This is a genomic window from Marinobacterium aestuariivivens (assembly GCF_042661465.1).
In the GTDB taxonomy this organism is placed as follows: Bacteria; Pseudomonadota; Gammaproteobacteria; order Pseudomonadales; family Balneatricaceae; genus Marinobacterium_A; species Marinobacterium_A aestuariivivens.
Map to the genome: position 1 here is coordinate 3095136 of NZ_JBHSWE010000001.1, position 17783 is coordinate 3112918.

Here is a 17783-nt window from a genome sequence, read left to right on the forward strand (position 1 = left end):
ATCCGATAGAACAGGAGGCTTTGGTAATGAGCGATCTCTGTCACCCCGATATCGAAATCTATATCCGGAACTGCAATTTGGAGCAGTTGGAACTATGGCTGGCGTCACGTTGCTCCGGGGTAGCCAGACTGTTTTCACAGGGACGGGTACATGAGTACCGTGGTGTGATCAATGGCACCCGGGTCCCGATACTGGTGCACGAAAAAGTCGTTGGCATCGACTGGACCTGCATCTGGTTCAGATCCAGCCATACGCCCTGGCGCAGGGACCTCGACTGCGCACTGGAAGTGGCCAGAGCCTTGCAGACCCAGGTCCGTTGTCTGACCAGCGACTGGATCCGGGGCCGGGGAGAACGAAAATGGTGGGATATCGATGCGGGTCAAATGAATGAGGTGGTATGGCAGTAGGCAGCGCAGTGCTGCAGGTTATCGACCCGATTACGACCCGGCACGAAGCGTAGACAGCAGTACTGTGTTGATATGGCGACAGCGGTGATCGCCTCTGCCATGGAATGCATAACGATTCCGGCCGGATTTCACGGCTTCCGGCTTCGTACCATCCCGACCCGATATCGGTCATATTGAGGTAATCGTTTGAATCAATGACATTTTCAACCTGCCGGTCCACTTCCGTAAAAGGAAGGCTCATTGTCTGATCGACAGGTGCCGCTATTTTTCGACACTAGCGGGCCGCTGGCGGAGGTGGTTCACTTAGCCTAAGCAGCAGAGCTCAGGAGTCTTATCATGAACCCGATCGACATAACGATGAGAGCAGGTGTCGTTGCCTTGGCGGCCGCACTGTTCGTGGCGCCACCGGTGCTCGATGCCGTGGGCGGCCTGAATACCGGGGCAACGGTCCATGCCAAGGGAGGCGAGGGCGGTAATGGCGGAGGCAATGGTGGTGGTAATGGCAACGGTGGCGGAAACGGCGGAGGCAACGGCGGCGGCCATGGGGCCGATCGCAGTGCGCAATCGAGCGTCGGCGGCGGGCATGGCTATGGTCGCGAGGCGCGCGACCAGGGGCTGGCCCGCGGTCATGACAGGGCCGGTAAATCCCTCGAGATGGAAGGGCAGCACCTTGGCAACAACCACGGCGCCATCGCCAGTGCATTGGGTGCGCTCAATGCGGCCCATGCCTCCGCCAATGCCCGACTCAATGCCGATCCCAGCTCCCGTGTCGGGCTGATCGCGCAATACGAGCAGGCCGTGCTGGAAGGACGTGAACTGAGCGCAGAGCTGGCGGAAATCGACCGGCAGCTGGCCGAGCTGAACGAGGAGCAGGCGGCACTGGGCGCCGTCGACCCCGAGGCGCTGGAACAGGAGATCGAAACCCTGGAGGCGCAGATCGCCGGGCTCGATCCCGAGTCGGAAACCTATGACGAAGACCTCGCGGCACTGGAAAGCGATCTGGCCGGTCTGCAGGAGGCGTTGGCCGACGCAGAGGGAGCCAGGCGGAAGCCGAGGTGATCGAAGCCGAGATCGTGACGCTGGAGCAGCAGCAGGCCGAGCTGGAGGCGCAACTCGCCGAAGCTGCCGAGACCGAAATCGTTTCGCTGGAGGCGGCGGCCAACAAGGAGATCAACGACGAGGTCGTGGCCGAGCTCAATTCGTTGCTGGGGATCGCCGAGGAGGAGCCCCTCGAATAGGGCCTCATGTCCATGATGAAGAGCGGCGCCTGCGGGCGCCGTTTGCATTATATGGCTCGGGGAAGCCGGTGTCGGGTTTCGGCCTTCGGCACTCTACCAACCTTGAGGTATTCGAAAGCACGGACGGAGTCAGTTATAACTGGGGAGAAATTCTGGTAGGAAGGGGGACCCTCGAGGGTCGTCATCGAAATAACGACCCGTTCCAAGCGAAGTAAGGAAGCAGAAGGTGTCCCCCAGATGAGCAAGCGTAAATTTCGCAGCACAGCTTTGCAAGATGTTGACTGGGCCAATGTCCGTGAGAAGCTGAAGAACCAGCCGGTCGTGGTGGCTGTCGATGTTGCCAAGATTGACTTCTACGCCACCCTGATGACGCCTGATCGTCAGATGCACGTCATCCTGCGCTGGAAGCACCCGCTCCAGACACGGGCCCTGGTGGAGACGCTGCAGGCGCAGCTGGCAGGCATGAACTTCGTGGTCGTCATGGAGCCGACCGGCACCTATGGCGACCCGCTATTCGATCTGCTGCATCAGGCCCGGATCCCGGTCTACCGAGCGGCCCCCAATCGCACTAATAAGGCGGCGGAACTCTACGATGGCGTGCCTAGCATGCACGATGCCAAGGCCTGCTACGTCATCGGCCGGCTGCACCTGGAAAATAACACCGAGCGCTGGATCGAGCCGACGGCACAGCAACGCGAGTTGAAAGCCGAGCTGAAGTTGTTGGAGATGTACCAGGAACGCAGCCAGCGCAGCCTGAATCGGCTGGAGGCGCTACTGGCCCGGCACTGGCCGGAGGCGCCCCACATCCTGTCACTGGACTCCGTCACGCTGCTGCAAACCTTGGCACACTACGGCTCTCCTGCCGCCGTGCGGGCAGCTCCGGAGGAGGCGCTGCAGCTGATGTGCCGAACCGGGCGCTCCGGGTTGAAGCCCGAGACCAGCGCACAGCTGCTGGCCAGTGCCGAGACCACCATTGGGAGGGCGTGCGAGGACGCCGAGCGGTACCTGCTGCAGACACTGGCCGAGGACCTGCTGGCCCAGCGTTTGGCGATTAGGGAGCTGGAGCGGCGTCTGGAGGCCCGCCTGGCCGATGATGAGATGCTGTCACGCCTGCACACCGTCGTGGGCCGTGTCACAGCCCTGATGCTGCTGGCTGAGCTAGGCTCGCCACAGGACTATCCCAGTGCGGCCCATTACCTGAAGGCACTGGGCCTCAACCTGAAAGAGCGCAGCAGCGGCAAACACAAGGGTCAGCTGAAGATCACCAAGCGCGGCCCCAGTATTGCCCGCCGCTACCTGTACTGGGCGGCGCTCAGGTGGCTCAAACACAACCGGGTGGTGAAGCATTGGGCCGAGGCAAAGGCGCAACGGGATGGTGGCAGCAAGAGCAAGGCGATCACCGCCATCATGCGCAAGCTGGTGCGGGCACTCTGGCACGTCGGGCGCGGAGCGATCTTTGATCCGAACCGCTTGTTCAATGTCGCGGCGCTACCCGCACTCAAGGCGGCCTGACGACTGAGTCGACAATGGCGCCAAACGCTACAACCGAACGGAAGCAATCGACCATGCGTTAACACCAGACGATACGAGCAACCCTTTGTGTCCTTGGGCGTGACCTTCGACCCATCCTGAGGCCCTTGCAGGCCCTTCCGGAGTCACGAGGCACGCCCCGGGATACTTCATGGACCGACATGCCCAAGGTAACTGAGTCGATGCCACCAAGCGGACATCCGATACTGAGAGGTTAGGCGTACCCCATGAAGGTCAATCCGGGACAGAAAGACCGCTCTTGGCACCCTGGCAAACAACACGGACCTCAATCTGCAGCAGTCTAACCGCAGGTCACAAATCCGTGTTGCCAAGAGACACCGTAAAACAGTGAGAAACAGGAGTTGACTAAGCTATGAGAGGGTGGGTAGAGCGATGCAGTGCACCCAGACCGTAGGGTGGAATGAGCACCGGAGGTGCAAATTCCACCGGTGCTGCCCGATTGCGATGAAGCCTGTTGTGTGCCCCGGCCAGGGTCCGATACCGCCGAGGGAACGCCACCCGGAATGCGATTCACCGGTGGAACGCCACCCGGTGGAATTCGCTTCGCTCATTCCACCCTACGGAGGCGCTCGAGGTCAGCGGAGGTCGGTCTGCCGTCCCCGGGCATTGACCGGTCGCGCCTGAATGCCGCAAGTGCGCCGGCGCTGCGCGAGCCCCAGAGGCCGTCGACGACGCCGGGACTGTAGTCGAGCCGCTGCAGCTGCCGCTGAACGTAGGAAGCGGTTGCCGGTCGACGCCGGTTTGCGCGGCCCGGCGAACACGGGTTGTCGCCTGGCTGCGCTGGGTGGCGTTGCTGGCCGCCAGCAGGCGGGCGCGTGCTTTCGCGGCCTTGTCGGCACCGGCCTGTGCGGACCGGTCCGCCCAGTACCAGGCCATGCCCGGGTCTTTCGGCAGTCCTATCCCGGCGTGGTAGCAGATGGCCAGGCGCAGCATGGCCTCGGGATGGCCTGCCGCGGCGGCACGACCGAGCCAGTAGGCGCCCCAGGCTTCGTCCTCGGGGATGCCCAGGCCATTGATATGGAGCCGCCCGAGCTGATAGGCGGCGTCCGGATGGCCGGCTTCGGCGGCCGGTTCCAGCCAGCGTACCGCGGCGCCGAAATCGCGGCCGGTGCCCCGGCCGGTCATATAGGCCATGCCAGCCATATAGGCGGCCTCGTCGGAGCCCAGGCGGGCGGCCTGCTTGAAGTGACCGAGTCCGCGGGCATAGTCCTGTTTTACGCCGACGCCCTGGGTGTAATCGAGGCCCAGGCGGTACTGCTGCGCCGCCCGCTCCGGATCATCCGGCAGGCTGCCGACCGGCAGCGGCAGGGCCGCGCAACCGGACAGCGCCAGCGCTGCCGCCAGCATCAGCGGCCGCAATCCGGCGAGGCTCAGCCTTCGGTGCGCCACTGAATCTTCTCCTGTTGGCCGTTTTCGATTCGCCACCACTCGTCCGGGTCCTGGCCGTTACTCCAGCCACCGACAATGCACCGGACCTGGGTCTCGAGTGCCTCGGCCGCTTCCAGGGCGCAATCGAGATCGCGTGTCCAGGGTGCGGTCGGACTTGAACCAGACGCTGGTCCAGGCCTTGCCGACGACCTTCTCGTGGATCATCACCGGCACTTTCGTCTCATCGACGATGCCGTCGTATTCGTGGATCAGGCCCTGGGAGAATTTCTTTTCGAAGGTCGAGCAGCGGTTTCTGAGCCACTGCTCCAGCTGCTCGAGGGAGCAGTTCTTGACGTAGATCTCGATATCGGGATGGCGCGGATCAGTCATGGGTGCGATCGTCGTTGAGGAATCGGTAGAGCCGAAGCAGGCTCAGGCAGAGGTAGCCGAAGGCTGCCAGTATGCTGCCGGTGCCGACCAGGATCAAGCCGAGCAGCGCCAGCAGTTCCCGCTGCCAGCTATCCTGCAGCAGCCGTTCCGCCAGCAGCACCAGGCCCAGTCCCGGGGCGAAGAGGCCGAAGCCGGCCAGCAGCAGGCTCAGGTTCTGCCGCGGCTTGTCGGCCCGGGCCAGCAGCCAGCGTCTGATCCTGCCCGGTTTCATCGGCGCTCACACAGCGCCAGGTTGACGTCCAGGCCGAGTTCGAGCCGGGAGAGGGCTGCCAGTGCGTCGCGCGAGGCCTGGGGCATGCGCCGGCTGTGGGGCGTCATCCCGAGCAGCGCCTGGATACTGTCGGCGCTGTCGAGGCTTAACCGGTACTGCACCCGTTCGTGCCGGCACAGCCGGAAGCGGTCGCCGAGCTGCGACAGCGGGTCGTAACCGGACGGGCGTACCTCGCGGTAGATCAGCCGGCGCAATTCAATCAGATGGTCCTCGCCGGGCCAGGCGATCAACAGCAGGCCACCCGGTTTCAGTACCCGGGCCAGTTCATCCGGCATCAGGCGGCTGAACAGCAGGCTCACGGCATCGAAGCTGGCGTCGGCGAAGGGCATTTCGGCGCCGGAGGCGACCAGCCAGCGAATCGAGCGGCTGCGCTGGCAGGCCGCGCGGACCGCGGGCTTGGAAATGTCCAGGCCGTTGAGCTCGGCCGCTATGCCACTATCCAGCAGGGCCTGTTCCAGGCGGGCGCTGTAGTAGCCCTCGCCGCAGCCCAGGTCCAGCAGTTGCGCCGGAGCCGTCCGGCCCTCGAGCGCCTCTCCCAGCAGCGCGTTGATCCGGTCCGACAGGGGGCGTAGTGGCCCTGATCGAGGAAGTCGCGCCGCGCCTGTACCATGGGGGCGTTGTCGCCCGGGTCCTTCGAGCGCTTGCGCTGTACCAGCAGCAGGTTCCAGTAGCCCTGACGGGCCTGGTCGAAACTGTGGCCGCCGGCGCAGCGCAATTGCCGCGCCTGCTGCGCCAGCGGTTCGCGGCAGACCGGACAGAGCAGCCCGATCATCGTGCCAGCAGTCGGGCAGTGATGTTTTCGTACAGATCCGACAGCGTATCGAGATCCCGGGTGCTGACGCGCTCGTTCAGCTTGTGAATGGTGGCGTTGCAGGGACCCAGTTCCACCACCTGGGCGCCGGTCGGGGCGATAAAGCGGCCGTCCGAGGTGCCGCCGGAGGTCGACAGTTCGGTCTCGATACCGGTAATGGCGCGGATCGACTCCTGACAGGCCTCGACCAGATCGCCGGCCGCGGTCAGGAAGGGCTGGCCGGACAGCACCCAGTCGATATCCCAGTCCAGTTCGTGCTGGTTGAGGATATCGCGCACCCTTGTCTTGAGCTCGTCGGCGGTGACTTCGGTCGAGAAGCGGAAGTTGAAGGCAATATCGACATGGCCGGGGACCACGTTGGTGGCGCCGGTGCCGCCGTTGATATTGGAAATCTGGAAGCTGGTGGGGGAAGAATTCGTTGCCGCCGTCCCAGACCTCGGCTGCCAGTTCCGCCAGTGCCGGTGCGGCCAGGTGAATCGGATTCTTCACCAGGTGCGGATAGGCGACATGGCCCTGGATGCCGCGCACCTTGAGGCTGCCGCTAAGAGAGCCGCGACGGCCGTTCTTGATGACATCGCCGACCCGGCTGGTGCTCGAGGGTTCGCCGACGATGCACCAGGTAATCTTCTCGCCGCGCGCCTCGAGATGATCGATCACGCGGGTGGTGCCGTTGATAAAGGGGCCTTCCTCATCGCTGGTGATCAGCAGGGCCAGGGAGCCCCTGTGATCCGGGTGATGTTCGATGAAGCGCTCGAGGGCCGTGATGAAGGCGGCCAGGCTGCCTTTCATGTCGGCGGCGCCCCGGCCGCAGAGCATGCCCTCGCTGATCTCGGGCTGGAACGGCGGGAACTCCCACTGCTCTTCGGGGCCCGTCGGGACCACGTCGGTATGGCCGGCGAAGCAGAGCACAGGACCCTCGTCCCCACGCCGTGCCCAGAAGTTCAGGGTGTCCTCGAACGGCAGTCGCTCGATTCTGAAGCCCAGGGCTTCGAGGCGGGCGATCATCAGTTCCTGGCAGCCGGCATCTTCCGGCGTTACGGAGCGCCGGCTGATCAGTTCGCTGGCCAGCTGCAGGGTGGGGGAAAGTTGGGTCATGGTCAGGCTTGAATCCGCAGTCGAATGGGAAGGCGTCAGGTAAAGCGGTATGAACCGGGCCCGCGTGGCGTTCGCGGATGCCCGGTGGGTAGTCGCCTTTTAGTTGTGCTTGTGCAGCTCGGCGTTCAGTTCGATGGCGCTCTTGTTGGTCTTGACCTCGATGCGCCCGTTCTGGGAGTTGCGGCGGAACAGCAGGTCCGGCTGACCGGCCAGCTCAGCGGCCTTGACCACACGAACCTCGTTGTTCTGGTCGTCCAGCAGGGTCACCTTGGAGCTACCGGTGACATAGAGGCCCGCTTCGACGGTGCAGCGATCGCCCAGCGGCAGACCGAGACCGGCATTGGCGCCCAGCAGGCAGTTCTCGCCGACCGAGATGACGACGTTGTTGCCACCGGACAGGGTGCCCATGGTGGAGCAGCCGCCGCCGAGGTCGGAGCCGTTGCCGACGACGACGCCGGCGGATATGCGGCCTTCGACCATGCTGACGCCGAGGGTGCCGGCATTGAAGTTGATGAAACCTTCGTGCATCACGGTGGTGCCTTCGCCGACGTGGGCGCCCAGGCGGATGCGGGCGGCGTCACCGACGCGGATGCCGGCCGGCACCACGTAGTTGGTCATTTTCGGGAACTTGTCGACCGAATGCACGTCCAGCACGCGGCCCTGGGCGCGGGCGGCCAGCTGGCGTTTGGGCAGCTCATCGAGTGCCACGGCGCCTTCGCTGGTCCAGGCGACGTTCGGCAGCTTGCCGAACATGCCGGTCAGATTGATGCCGTGGGGCTTGACCAGGCGGTGTGACAGCAGCGACAGCTTCAGGTACACCTCGGCGGTGGTCTGGGGCTCGGCGTCGGTTTCGAGGATGCAGACGACCAGCGGCTGCCGGGTGCCTTCGAGCACTTCGACGATCTCGGCCTGTGCCTCGGCATCGACCGACAGGAAGGCCGCTTCCAGTGCCTTGAGCTGGGATTCCCCGATCTCGAAAGTCTGGTTGCCGCCTTCGTAGCCGAGGGCGTCGCCGACCGCCTTGATCAGACTGTCCGGTGCGTTCAGCAGCGGGGTGTTGAAGTACACCTCGAGCCAGTCGCCGGCCGAAGATTTTGTGCCTACTCCGAGGCCGAAAGCAAAGTTGGTCATCTTGTCACTCCAGTCGTGTTTAGTTTGCGAGCAGTCGCGCATAGTCGTCGGCCCTGAAGCCGAGGTGGCGCGCGTCGCCGGTATCCAGCAGCGGGCGCTTGATCATCGCCGGCTGTGCCAGCATCAGGTCGATGGCGCCGGCTTCGTCAATGCTGTTCTTGACCTCGTCGGGTTGGGCGCGCCAGGTGGTGCCGCGCCGGTTCAGCAGGGCCTCCCAGCCCAGCTCCGCCGCCCAGGCCTCCAGCTGGCTGCGCGCGAGGCCATCGACGCGATAGTCGTGGAAGCGGTATTCGATACCGGCTTCGTCCAGCCATTTGCGCGCCTTCTTGATGGTGTCGCAGTTCTTGATTCCGTAAAGGCAGATCATAGGTCAAACCTTGTCACTGTGTTCTTGGTGCATTTGTGGGAGCCCGCTCTGTGGGCGAAATCCCACCTACAGGGACTCCACGTAGGCCCGGATACGCTCGGCCGCCTCGACACACTCCTCGAGTGTGGCGACCAGGGCCATACGCACGAAACCGGCGCCCGGCAGGCGGCCATCGACCTCGCGGGACAGGTAGCGGCCGGGCAGTACCGTGACGTTCTGCTGCTCGAACAGTCCCTGGGCGAACTTGTCGTCGTCGATCGGCGTCGGCGCCCAGAGATAGAAACTGGCGTCGGGCTGGCATACGTCCATTACCGGCGACAGGATCTCGACGACACGGGCGAACTTTTCGCGATACTTGTCGCGGTTTTCCAGCACATGAGTCTCGTCGTTCCAGGCCGCTATCGACGCCAGCTGGTGCTGCACCGGCATCGAGCTGCCGTGATAGGTGCGATAGCTCAGGAAGGGGACCAGCAGCGCGGCGTCGCCGGCGATGAAGCCCGAACGCAGCCCCGGCAGGTTGGAGCGCTTGGACAGGCTGTGGAACACCACGCAGTTGCGGTAGTCGTCACGGCCAAGCTCGGCGCAGACCTGCAGCAGACCGACCGGCGGCAGGGCCTCGTCGAAATAGATCTCCGAGTAGCATTCGTCCGAGGCGATGATGAAGTCGTATTCGTCGGACAGCGCGATCAGCTTCTTCAGCACGTCGCGGCCGATCACCGCGCCGGTGGGGTTGCCGGGCGAGCAGAGGAACAGCAACTGGCAGCGGCGCCAGACATCGGCCGGTACCGCATCGAAATCGGGAATGAAGCCGCGTTCGGCATCACAGTTGAGGAACCAGGGCTCGGCACCGGACAGGTAGGCGGCGCCTTCGTAGATCTGATAGAAGGGGTTCGGCGAGATCACCAGGGCATCGTCGCGACGATCGACGGCGGCCTGGGTGAAGGCAAAGATGGCTTCACGGGTACCGTTGACCGGCAGTACGGCACGGCTGGCATCGAGGCTGCCCGGCTTGAGCGAGAAACGACGGGTGCACCAGTCGGCGATGGCCTGGCGCAGCTCCGGCATGCCGGCGGTGGTCGGGTAGTTGGCCAGGCAGTTCAGGTTGTCGGCCAGCACCTGGGCGACGAAGGCCGGCGACGGATGCTTGGGTTCGCCGATCGACAGGGCGATATGGGCCTTGTCGGCCGGCGGCGTCACCTGGGCCTTGAGGTCGGCCAGTTTTTCGAACGGGTAGGGCTGAAGCTTCTCGAGGTCCCGGTTCATCGTAAAAAGTGTCCCAAGGTTAATGGCCTGCGCGGCGAATCGAAAAAGGTAACGGATTATAGCGAATCCGCCCCTTGCGATTAACCCCCGAGCAGAAGACAGGATGTAGGATGGGCGCAGCGATGCAATGGCACGGTATTAAACGATCACGGCACAATATGGGCATCGCCTAACCCATCATATCGATCGTCGTACAGATCGATTGGTATCGGATGGCGTCCTCCGTGAACTCGACGGGATCGAGCAGTCTGTAGCCTGGAATGAGCCTGTGAATTCCGGGTTTGCGTAACAGCTCGCTGGAATTCACCCCTTCGGGGTTCATTCCAGCCTACAGGTTCACCACCATTACCCTTGAATCCCCCTCCGTGAGCTTGGCGGGATCGAGCAGGCGCCTGAGCTCTTCCCGCGACAGGTCGGTCTCTTCGGCGGCGACGTCGATGACCGGGCGGCCCTCTGCGTAGGCTTTCTTGGCGATGGCGGCGGCTTTCTGGTAGCCGATGATCGGGTTCAGCGCTGTCACCAGTATCGGGTTGCGGGCCAGGGCGGCCTGCAGGCTCTCCTCGTTGACCTTGAAGCTGCGGATGGCCTTGTCGGCCAGCTGCCGGGCGGCGCTGGCCAGCAGCTGTTCGCTCTGCAACAGGTTGTGGGCGATCACCGGCAGCATCACGTTGAGTTCGAAGTTGCCGTGCTGGCCGCCGACGCTGATGGCGGCATCGTTGCCGATCACCTGGGCGCCGACCATCACCACGGCCTCCGGGATCACCGGGTTGACCTTGCCCGGCATGATCGAGGAGCCGGGCTGCAGGGCCTGCAGCTCGATCTCGCCGAGTCCCGCCAGCGGGCCCGAGTTCATCCAGCGCAGGTCGTTGGCGATTTTCATCAGTGCGCAGGCGCAGGCCTTAAGCTGACCCGAGAGTTCGACCGCGGTGTCCTGGCTCGACAGGGCGCAGAACAGGTTGGCCGCCGGCAGCAGCGTCAGTCCGGTGAATTCGCTCAGGCGCCGTGCCATCCGGGCCGAGAATTCCGGGTGGGCATTGATTCCGGTGCCCACGGCGGTACCGCCCTGGGCCAGGCGATGCAGACGGTCGCGGCTGTCCTCGAGTCGGCGCATCGCCAGCTGAATCTGTCCGGACCAGCCCGACAGTGCCTGCGACAGCTGCACCGGCATGGCGTCCATCAGATGGGTACGGCCGGTCTTGACCAGCCCCTCGAGCTCCTCGGCCCGGCTGTCGATGGTCACCTGCAGGTGGTGCAGCGCCGGCAGCAACGCCTCGTCGAGCACCAGGGCGGCGCTGAGATGAATGGCGGTCGGAATGACATCGTTGGAGCTCTGGCCCATATTGACATGATCGTTCGGGTTGACGGCCTCGCCGCACAGCTGCGAGGCCAGGGTGGCAATCACCTCGTTGGCATTCATGTTGGAGCTGGTGCCGGAGCCGGTCTGGAAAACGTCGACCGGAAACTGGTCGAGGTACTCGCCGGCGGCGATGGTGCGTGCAGCCTGGCTGATGGCGCCGGCGATCTCCGGTTTCAGCAGGCCGAGATCGGCGTTGCACTCCGCGGCCGCGGCCTTGATCAGCGCCAGGGCCCGTATGAAGGCGGGCGGCAGTCTCAGACCGCTGATCGGGAAGTTCTCCACCGCGCGCTGTGTCTGGGCGCCGTAAAGGGCGTCGGCCGGTACCTGGAGCTCGCCCATGCTGTCCTGTTCGATACGATATTGACTCATCTGCCGCCTCCTCCCGTCGCTGCCGCGTGGGCCACTGTTTCCGTGCAGGTCCCGGGCCGGATGGCCGCGGAACCCTCTAAATATAGCCGGCCGCAAAGCGGTCAGGGGTTGTGCGGCGCCGCAACTTCGGCTAAATGTTTGATAAAAAGAGGGAGGATAGGGATGCAGGCAGACATGCGTTTACATCCGCGGGTGGGCGTGGACCTGCCGGCGGAACTCGAGCCGTATGGCGGAGACAGCCTCGACGTGCGACTGATCAACCTCAGCGTGGGCGGTGTGCTGATCGAGGGAGGCGAGCAGCTGGACAGTCTGCTCGATGCCAGTCGTCGCCTGAAGTCGGGCACACCGGTCGAAGTCAATCTTCACTTCGGGCTGGAAGCCGGGCCGGTTCACTGTCACTGTCGTCTTGTCCACATGCAGCGTCTGGCACAGAATCGCTACCAGCTGGGCATGAAGATTCTCAGTGTCGCCGACGACAGCCTGGAGCTGCTGAGCCGCTACGTCGAGTCGCGCTTGCACTGATCAGACGAAGCGGGGGAAAATTTCATGCGTACCGGCACTGTTACTGCCCTCAACGCCCGGGGGTTTCACCGACTCCGGTATCACGAGTGGGGCAGTGCGGACAACGAGCGCGTACTGGTGTGCGTGCATGGCCTGGCCCGCAACAGTCGCGACTTTGACGAACTGGCCCGGAGTCTGTCGCGCGAGTTTCGCGTAGTCTGTCCCGATGTCGCCGGCCGCGGCGGCAGCGACTGGCTGCCGGCGCCGGACGCCTATCAGCTCGGCCAGTATCTGAACGACATGACGGTGCTGCTTGCGCGCCTCGATGTCGAGCAGGTGGACTGGATCGGCACCTCGATGGGAGGGCTGATCGGTCTCTGTCTGGCCGCCCTGCCCAACAGTCCCATCAGGACCCTGATACTGAACGATATAGGCCCCTTCGTTTCCCGCGAAGCCCTGCAGCGCATCGCCGGTTATCTGGGCGAGCGGCATTTCGACAGCCTCGAGGCCGCCGAGGCCGGCTGCGCCAGACCTATCCGGCCCTGCGCAATATCGATGACGATCAGTGGCGACGTCTGGCGCAGGCGGGCTGCCGCGAACTGCCGGACGGCCGCCTGGCGCTGCACTACGATCCGGCGATTGCCGAAAGTCTGCGCGCAAATACCGACAGCGACCTCGATCTCTGGAGCCAGTGGCAGCAGGTCCGCTGCCCGCGCCTGCTGATCTGGGGCGAGGCCTCGGACGTGCTCAGGCCCGAGACGGTCGAGCGCATGCAGCGCGAGACACCTGCCCTGGAGGTGCTGAACCTGCCCGGCATCGAGCATGCGCCGTCGCTGATGGAGCCGGCGCAGATCGAGGCCATCACCCGCTGGCTGCGCGGTCACCGTCACCTCTGATCACTTCATGGCGCCAAGGAATCCCCTATGAGTTTGCTGACCCGCTGGCCGCAAGATCAGCTCTGCCTGAGCGCCTCTGAGCGGCGTCGGGCGGTCGATGCCGTCGAGCGCGCCTTTGCCTCGACCCTCGAGTCGTTGCGGGTCGATATCGGCCTGGTTGAAATGTTCGAGGCGATCCACGTTCCTCTGGCGGCCTGGCTCGTCTGTCACCGGCGGCGGCGGGGAGGGCCGCTGGTGGTGGGGGTCAACGGTGCCCAGGGCGCCGGCAAGGCGACGCTGTTCAACCTGCTCGAGGTGACGCTGAGCGAAGGTTTCGGCCTGAGGGTGGCGGGCCTTTCGATCGATGACCTCTACAAAACCCGGGCAGAACGCGAGCGTCTCGCGGCCGAGGTGCATCCGCTGCTGCGTACCCGCGGCGTGCCCGGCACCCACGATATCGGGCTCGGCATCGAACTGCTGCATGCACTGAAGCGGGATACCGGGCAGCCGCTCCGGATACCGGTCTTCGACAAGTCGATCGACGACCGCTGTCCGGCCTCGGTCTGGCAGGAGTGGACGGGCCCGGCCGATGTGGTGGTGCTGGAGGGCTGGTGCGTCGGCGCCCGCTCACAGGAGGAGGACGACCTGAAGGCGCCGGTCAACGAACTGGAGCGGCGGGAGGATCCGGACGGTGCCTGGCGGCGCTACGTCAACGACCAGCTCCAGGGGCCTACCGCGAGCTGTTTTCACTGATCGATGTTCAGATCATGCTCAGGGTGCCGAGTATGGACGTGGTCTACGAGTGGCGTTCACTGCAGGAGCAGAAGCTCGCCGAGCGGATGCAGCACCTGTTCGATACCGGCGAGGCGACCGATCATCTGCGCATCATGGGCCAGACTGAAATCCGCCACTTTATCCAGCACTACGAGCGCCTCACCCGTTTCATGCTCGAGGAGATGCCGTCGCGGGCCGATGTCACGCTTTACCTCAACGACAACCACAAGATCGCCGATATCCGCGTCAACAGGCCGCTGCCCGGGTGCAGTGACGCGTGACGCGTGACAAGTGACGATAGCTCCCGTAACCCGTAACCCGTAACCCGTAACCCGTAACGCTTCACCTCAAATCGGCAGCAATACCGTCGACGCGGCGCCATGCACCACCCGGTTGATGGTGCGGTTCTGGGTATCGGCGATGATCCGGGCCATCATGTCCTGCAGCGCGATCAGCTTGCCGAAGGTGCGGGCAAAGCTGAGGTTCTGCACTCCGGCGTCGCTGAGCCCGTTGGCGTATAGAAAGGGTTCGCCGCTGTCGTCCTGGCTGTGGTTGAGCTGCCAGGCGATGCGCTCGAGATTGCGGGCGCTGTTGTAGAGCTTCTGCTGGTCGATCTCGTCGAGCAGGAAGAACTCGTCCTGGCCGTTGTAGGCCAGGTGCAGCATGCCGCTGATACCGACCATCAGCGCGAACACCCTGTCCCCCTCGAAGGCGGGGTCGAAGGCCAGCGGGATGGCATGGATGCCATAGCGGTTGTCCAGTTCGGCGAAGCGGGTCCGGCGCGGAAATTCGAACAGCTGGTAAAGCCGCTGGGATACGGTGGTGCCGGGCGGGGCCTTGGCCAGCTCCCTCGGGTTGCGCCGGTACAGCTTGAGCATCAGCTCGCGGCAGAGACGGTTGACCTCGGCGATATGGGCATCGGTGACCATGTCGATATCGGATTTGGCCAGGTTGCGGACCTGGAACGGGCGGGTCTCCTGGGGTGCGCAGCCGGTCAGGGACAGGGCGATCAGCAGGATCAGATACGTTATCGGTCGCATACAGCTCATAGTCTTCCCATCTGGATCGATTGTAGCCGGCCGCTGGCGTCCGTGCCGTGGCCAGCCTGGAATCAGGTGGCCGGCACGGGCGGCTCGCCCGCCGTCTCGGGCGGTTTCTCGGGCTGCTGCTCCAGCAGCCGGAAACGGCTGCCGTTGGCGACCCGCTCGCCGTCCGCCGGCGAGCGGAAGGCGATGCCGCCGCCGACCAGGCTTTCGAGCGTGGGACTGTCGAATTTCAACCCCTTGAAAAGATCCAGGTCGGCGTGAATGCCGCTGATATTCCAGAACTGGCTGCCTTCCCGTACCAGGTGCGCGTGCTCGCTGCGGACGTGGACGAAGACCTCCACGCTCTGGCCATCCCCGGAGAGCCGGTAGCCTGTGACTTCACCGACCGGCACCTGGCGATAGAAGAGGCGGCTGCCCTTCTCCAGAGCCCCCAGCTGGCCGGCATCGAGGATCAGGTTGATGCCATTGCCGTAATAGTCCTGGGGCGCATCGCTGGCGGCAACGAAGTGGCGGCTGGCTTCGGCATGCTCCGGCCCCGGGCGGACCTCGACATGGTTGCCGAACAACAGGTTGGCCGGGTGGCGAATCGCGGACAGCCTGATCTCCGGTTCGGTAATCCAGAACCAGCTGCCCTTGCGCGCCAGGAAGTGCCCTTCGCGGAAGAGTACCGCCCGGGCATCCAGGGTGCCCCTGGCGTCGTGCAGCCGTACGTCCTCGATGCGGCCCACCTCCAGTCCGCGATAGCGGATCGGCGCGCCGGCCTGAAGCTCCTGGTCGCCCGGGAACAGTATGCGGATCTCCAGTCCCTGCTCGACGCTGCTGTCGTGATCCTTGTAGAGACGGAAAACCTGTTTCGGCCCGACCGGCGCACCGCCCGGCGGTGTTTCGAAGGCGATGCCGCCGGCCACCGCCGAAGCCAGTGATTCCGTCCTCAGTTTCAGTCCCTGCCGGGGACTGACGCTCGCCGAAACCCCGCTGGCATTCCAGAATCGCGACTGGCTGCTGACGAGCTCGCGGTAGGGCTTGTCGATCAGCAGCTCGATCTCGACGTGGCTGCCGTCCCCGGCGAGCCGATAGTGACTGACCCGGCCGACCGGCAGCTGCTTGTACAGCACCGGTGACCCGACGCCGAGGGAGCCGAGGCTGTCGGCCTCGAGGCGAATCATCTTTTTCTCGGCGCGTTCGGCATACAGCAGGCGTCCGTGGCCGGAGGCCTCGTCGAAGTCCTCGTAGAGTCGGAAGCGCTGGCTCGGTTGCGCCGCCTCGGGGTCGCGGATGTCCGGTGTGAAAAAGCTGATGCCGCCGGCAACCAGGGAACGCAGCGACTCGGTTTCCAGTTCGACGCCTTCGAGACTGGCGGCGAAACGCACGCCACTGCTGTTCCAGAAACGGCTGTGGCGGGCCACCAGCTCGCGGTAATGCTCGCGGACCACGCCGTGAATCAATACCCGTTCACCCTTGTCGATGAGCTCGTAGCCGGTGACGCTGCCGACGGGCAACTGGCGATAGAGAATCGGCGAGCCGCGCGAGATCGACCCCAGGCGCTCGGTCACCAGCTCGATCGGCAGACCCTGGTAGATCGGCGGGCGTGCGGGGGCCATCTCCAGTGCCTCGAAGCGGAACTGCTCCTGACCGGTGCCCGGTTCCAGCTCGATATGGCTGCCCTTGACCAGGGAGCGCCAGTCGCCGAGGCTGTCGAGGCTCAGCTGGGGGCGTTCGAGCCAGAAGCGGCTGCCGCTGCGCAGCAGGTTGCGCGCCCGCGGGTCGATCAGCAGTTGGGCGCGCAACTGGCTGAAATCGTCGCTCAGGTGCAGCGACCGAACGCGGCCGACGCGGATGCCCTGGCTGATGACATCGGTTCCCTCGCTGAGGGCGGCGGTGCCGGGAAACAGCAGTTCGACCTCGATGCCGTCCTCGGCCGCCTCGAAATCGGCGTAGAGCTTGAACTGGTCGCCACTGTCGGCCGGAGGGGATTCGAAGGGGGCGTTGAAGAAATGGATGCCGCCGGCGATGATCGCGGCCAGGGAGCCAAAACGCACATCGATCTTGGGCAGGTCCGCCTTGACCTGGATGCCGCTGGCGTTCCAGAAGCGGGAGTTCTTTTTCACCAGGTGGGTGTAGCGCGGCTCGATATAGAGGTCGATCAGAATATCGTCGCCGGTTTCCGACAGGCGATAATCGACCACCTCGCCGACATCGATGTGGCGGTAATAGACGCGCGAGCCGCGATTGAGGGATTCGGCGCTGTCGGCGAACAGGGTGATATAGAGCCCCTCGTCGTCCTTGGTCGGCGGCGGCGGCTCCTTGCGGGCGCGAAAATGCCGTGCCGGTGGGCCTTCACCGGGCTTGACGCCGATATAGTAGCCCGAGAGCAGGGTCTCGAGGCCGCGTACCCCGGACAGCGAAACCTGGGGTTTTACCAGCCAGAACTCGCTGTCCTCGTGCAGCAGCTGTTCGGCTTCGGGGGCAACCTGGATGATCGCGGTGACGGTGCGCAGGTCCTCGTTCAGGCGCAGCGACGTCAGGGTACCGCCGGGCAGTCCCTTGTACAGCAGCTTGGTCTTGTTGATCTCCAGCCCCTCGGCCGAGTCGAAGACCACCTGAATCTCGATGCCGGCTTCGCGGTAGTTCTTGTATACCAGCCAGCCGGCAATCAGTGCTGCCAGCAGCGGCAGAATCCACACCGCCGAGGGGCCTCGATGTTTGCGGATCAGGGCCGGGGGGCTGGGCGTTTCGGTCATGCTACAGCCTCGACGGTTTTCAGGTGCCGGTTGGGGGCATATCGGTTGCGACTCGCTATGGTGTGGTACGGTGCCTGGCGCCAGTAACGGCAGAATCCCCTCATACAAGAAGATGGCCCTCGATGCCTGCGTACCAGGGCGGGCGGTGGACTGGGCGTATCACTCATT

The 17783-nt window shown here is 64.4% G+C and carries 20 protein-coding genes and 2 pseudogenes; 9 read left to right on the forward strand and 13 right to left on the reverse strand.

Features of this window, described 5'->3' with window-relative positions; translation table 11 throughout:
- Positions 1-26 precede the first annotated feature (26 nt).
- The 4 genes from ACFQDL_RS16050 (at position 27) to ACFQDL_RS16065 (ending at position 3157) form a co-directional block, all read left to right on the forward strand.
- Positions 27-407 (forward strand): hypothetical protein, encoded by a 381-nt coding sequence (locus ACFQDL_RS16050; protein ID WP_379909922.1) that lies wholly within the window; start codon positions 27-29, stop codon positions 405-407.
- 336 nt (positions 408-743) lie between these two features.
- Positions 744-1466 (forward strand): hypothetical protein, encoded by a 723-nt coding sequence (locus tag ACFQDL_RS16055; RefSeq protein ID WP_379909923.1) that lies wholly within the window; start codon positions 744-746, stop codon positions 1464-1466.
- Positions 1463-1645 carry a hypothetical protein gene (locus ACFQDL_RS16060; protein ID WP_379909924.1) on the forward strand — a complete coding sequence of 61 codons (183 nt, stop codon included), beginning with the start codon at positions 1463-1465 and terminating at the stop codon, positions 1643-1645. The genes ACFQDL_RS16055 and ACFQDL_RS16060 overlap by 4 nt, the downstream gene beginning before the upstream one ends.
- A gap of 237 nt (positions 1646-1882) precedes the next feature.
- Positions 1883-3157 (forward strand): IS110 family RNA-guided transposase, encoded by a 1275-nt coding sequence (locus ACFQDL_RS16065; RefSeq protein ID WP_379909925.1) that lies wholly within the window; start codon positions 1883-1885, stop codon positions 3155-3157.
- A gap of 586 nt (positions 3158-3743) precedes the next feature.
- On the opposite strand, the gene ACFQDL_RS16070 is transcribed toward ACFQDL_RS16065, so the two are convergent.
- The 11 genes and pseudogenes from ACFQDL_RS16070 to ACFQDL_RS16120 all read right to left on the reverse strand — a co-directional run bounded on the left by ACFQDL_RS16070 (position 3744) and on the right by ACFQDL_RS16120 (position 11678).
- A complete protein-coding gene (locus tag ACFQDL_RS16070; RefSeq protein ID WP_379913118.1) occupies positions 3744-4112 on the reverse strand; it encodes a peptidoglycan-binding domain-containing protein in 369 nt (122 codons plus the stop codon).
- A pseudogene (locus tag ACFQDL_RS16075) lies at positions 4046-4543 on the reverse strand (tetratricopeptide repeat protein); the annotation flags it as partial. The gene ACFQDL_RS16070 and the pseudogene ACFQDL_RS16075, both read right to left, overlap by 67 nt.
- 99 nt (positions 4544-4642) lie before the next feature.
- Positions 4643-4954 carry a hypothetical protein gene (locus tag ACFQDL_RS16080; protein ID WP_379909926.1) on the reverse strand — a complete coding sequence of 104 codons (312 nt, stop codon included), beginning with the start codon at positions 4952-4954 and terminating at the stop codon, positions 4643-4645.
- The gene (locus ACFQDL_RS16085; RefSeq protein ID WP_379909927.1) at positions 4947-5225 is read right to left on the reverse strand and encodes a hypothetical protein; all 279 of its coding nucleotides are present in this window, start codon (positions 5223-5225) and stop codon (positions 4947-4949) included. Before ACFQDL_RS16085 ends, ACFQDL_RS16080 begins: the two co-directional genes overlap by 8 nt.
- Positions 5222-5827, reverse strand: a complete 606-nt coding sequence (locus tag ACFQDL_RS16090; protein WP_379913120.1) for a methyltransferase domain-containing protein — start codon at positions 5825-5827, stop codon at positions 5222-5224. The genes ACFQDL_RS16085 and ACFQDL_RS16090 overlap by 4 nt, the downstream gene beginning before the upstream one ends.
- Positions 5713-6057, reverse strand: coding sequence for a putative RNA methyltransferase (locus ACFQDL_RS16095; protein ID WP_379909928.1), 345 nt, complete (start codon positions 6055-6057; stop codon positions 5713-5715). Before ACFQDL_RS16095 ends, ACFQDL_RS16090 begins: the two co-directional genes overlap by 115 nt.
- Positions 6054-7191 (reverse strand): annotated as a pseudogene (gene dapE, locus ACFQDL_RS16100) (succinyl-diaminopimelate desuccinylase). Before dapE ends, ACFQDL_RS16095 begins: the two are co-directional and overlap by 4 nt.
- 99 nt (positions 7192-7290) lie before the next feature.
- Complete coding sequence (gene dapD, locus ACFQDL_RS16105; RefSeq protein ID WP_379909929.1) at positions 7291-8322, reverse strand: 2,3,4,5-tetrahydropyridine-2,6-dicarboxylate N-succinyltransferase; 1032 nt, start codon at positions 8320-8322, stop codon at positions 7291-7293.
- A 19-nt stretch (positions 8323-8341) separates the two neighbouring features.
- Entirely contained in the window at positions 8342-8689 is a 348-nt protein-coding gene (locus tag ACFQDL_RS16110) for an ArsC family reductase (RefSeq protein WP_379909930.1), read from the reverse strand.
- A 66-nt stretch (positions 8690-8755) separates the two neighbouring features.
- Positions 8756-9952 (reverse strand): succinyldiaminopimelate transaminase, encoded by a 1197-nt coding sequence (gene dapC / locus ACFQDL_RS16115; RefSeq protein WP_379909931.1) that lies wholly within the window; start codon positions 9950-9952, stop codon positions 8756-8758.
- Positions 9953-10280: 328 nt separating this feature from the next.
- The gene (locus ACFQDL_RS16120) at positions 10281-11678 is read right to left on the reverse strand and encodes a class II fumarate hydratase (protein WP_379909932.1); all 1398 of its coding nucleotides are present in this window, start codon (positions 11676-11678) and stop codon (positions 10281-10283) included.
- A gap of 162 nt (positions 11679-11840) precedes the next feature.
- Between ACFQDL_RS16120 and ACFQDL_RS16125 the strand changes: the two genes are divergently transcribed.
- Genes ACFQDL_RS16125 through ACFQDL_RS16145 form a run of 5 tightly spaced genes read left to right on the forward strand, consistent with a single transcriptional unit; the run spans position 11841 to position 14109 of the window.
- On the forward strand, positions 11841-12200 hold the full coding sequence (locus ACFQDL_RS16125) for a PilZ domain-containing protein (protein WP_379909933.1): 360 nt from the start codon (positions 11841-11843) through the stop codon (positions 12198-12200).
- A gap of 24 nt (positions 12201-12224) precedes the next feature.
- Positions 12225-12902 (forward strand): alpha/beta fold hydrolase, encoded by a 678-nt coding sequence (locus tag ACFQDL_RS16130; RefSeq protein ID WP_379909934.1) that lies wholly within the window; start codon positions 12225-12227, stop codon positions 12900-12902.
- A 20-nt stretch (positions 12903-12922) separates the two neighbouring features.
- A complete protein-coding gene (locus tag ACFQDL_RS16135; protein WP_379909935.1) occupies positions 12923-13075 on the forward strand; it encodes a hypothetical protein in 153 nt (50 codons plus the stop codon).
- A 27-nt stretch (positions 13076-13102) separates the two neighbouring features.
- Positions 13103-13807 carry a hypothetical protein gene (locus ACFQDL_RS16140; protein WP_379909936.1) on the forward strand — a complete coding sequence of 235 codons (705 nt, stop codon included), beginning with the start codon at positions 13103-13105 and terminating at the stop codon, positions 13805-13807.
- 32 nt (positions 13808-13839) lie between these two features.
- Positions 13840-14109, forward strand: coding sequence for a hypothetical protein (locus ACFQDL_RS16145; RefSeq protein ID WP_379909937.1), 270 nt, complete (start codon positions 13840-13842; stop codon positions 14107-14109).
- Between the two features lie 66 nt (positions 14110-14175).
- Here the strand turns inward: ACFQDL_RS16145 and ACFQDL_RS16150 are convergent, their stop codons facing one another.
- Together ACFQDL_RS16150 and ACFQDL_RS16155 are read right to left on the reverse strand one after the other, a co-directional pair.
- Positions 14176-14868, reverse strand: coding sequence for a hypothetical protein (locus tag ACFQDL_RS16150; RefSeq protein WP_379909938.1), 693 nt, complete (start codon positions 14866-14868; stop codon positions 14176-14178).
- A 71-nt stretch (positions 14869-14939) separates the two neighbouring features.
- Positions 14940-17615 (reverse strand): PqiB family protein, encoded by a 2676-nt coding sequence (locus ACFQDL_RS16155; RefSeq protein WP_379909939.1) that lies wholly within the window; start codon positions 17613-17615, stop codon positions 14940-14942.
- Between the last annotated feature and the right edge of the window lie 168 nt (positions 17616-17783).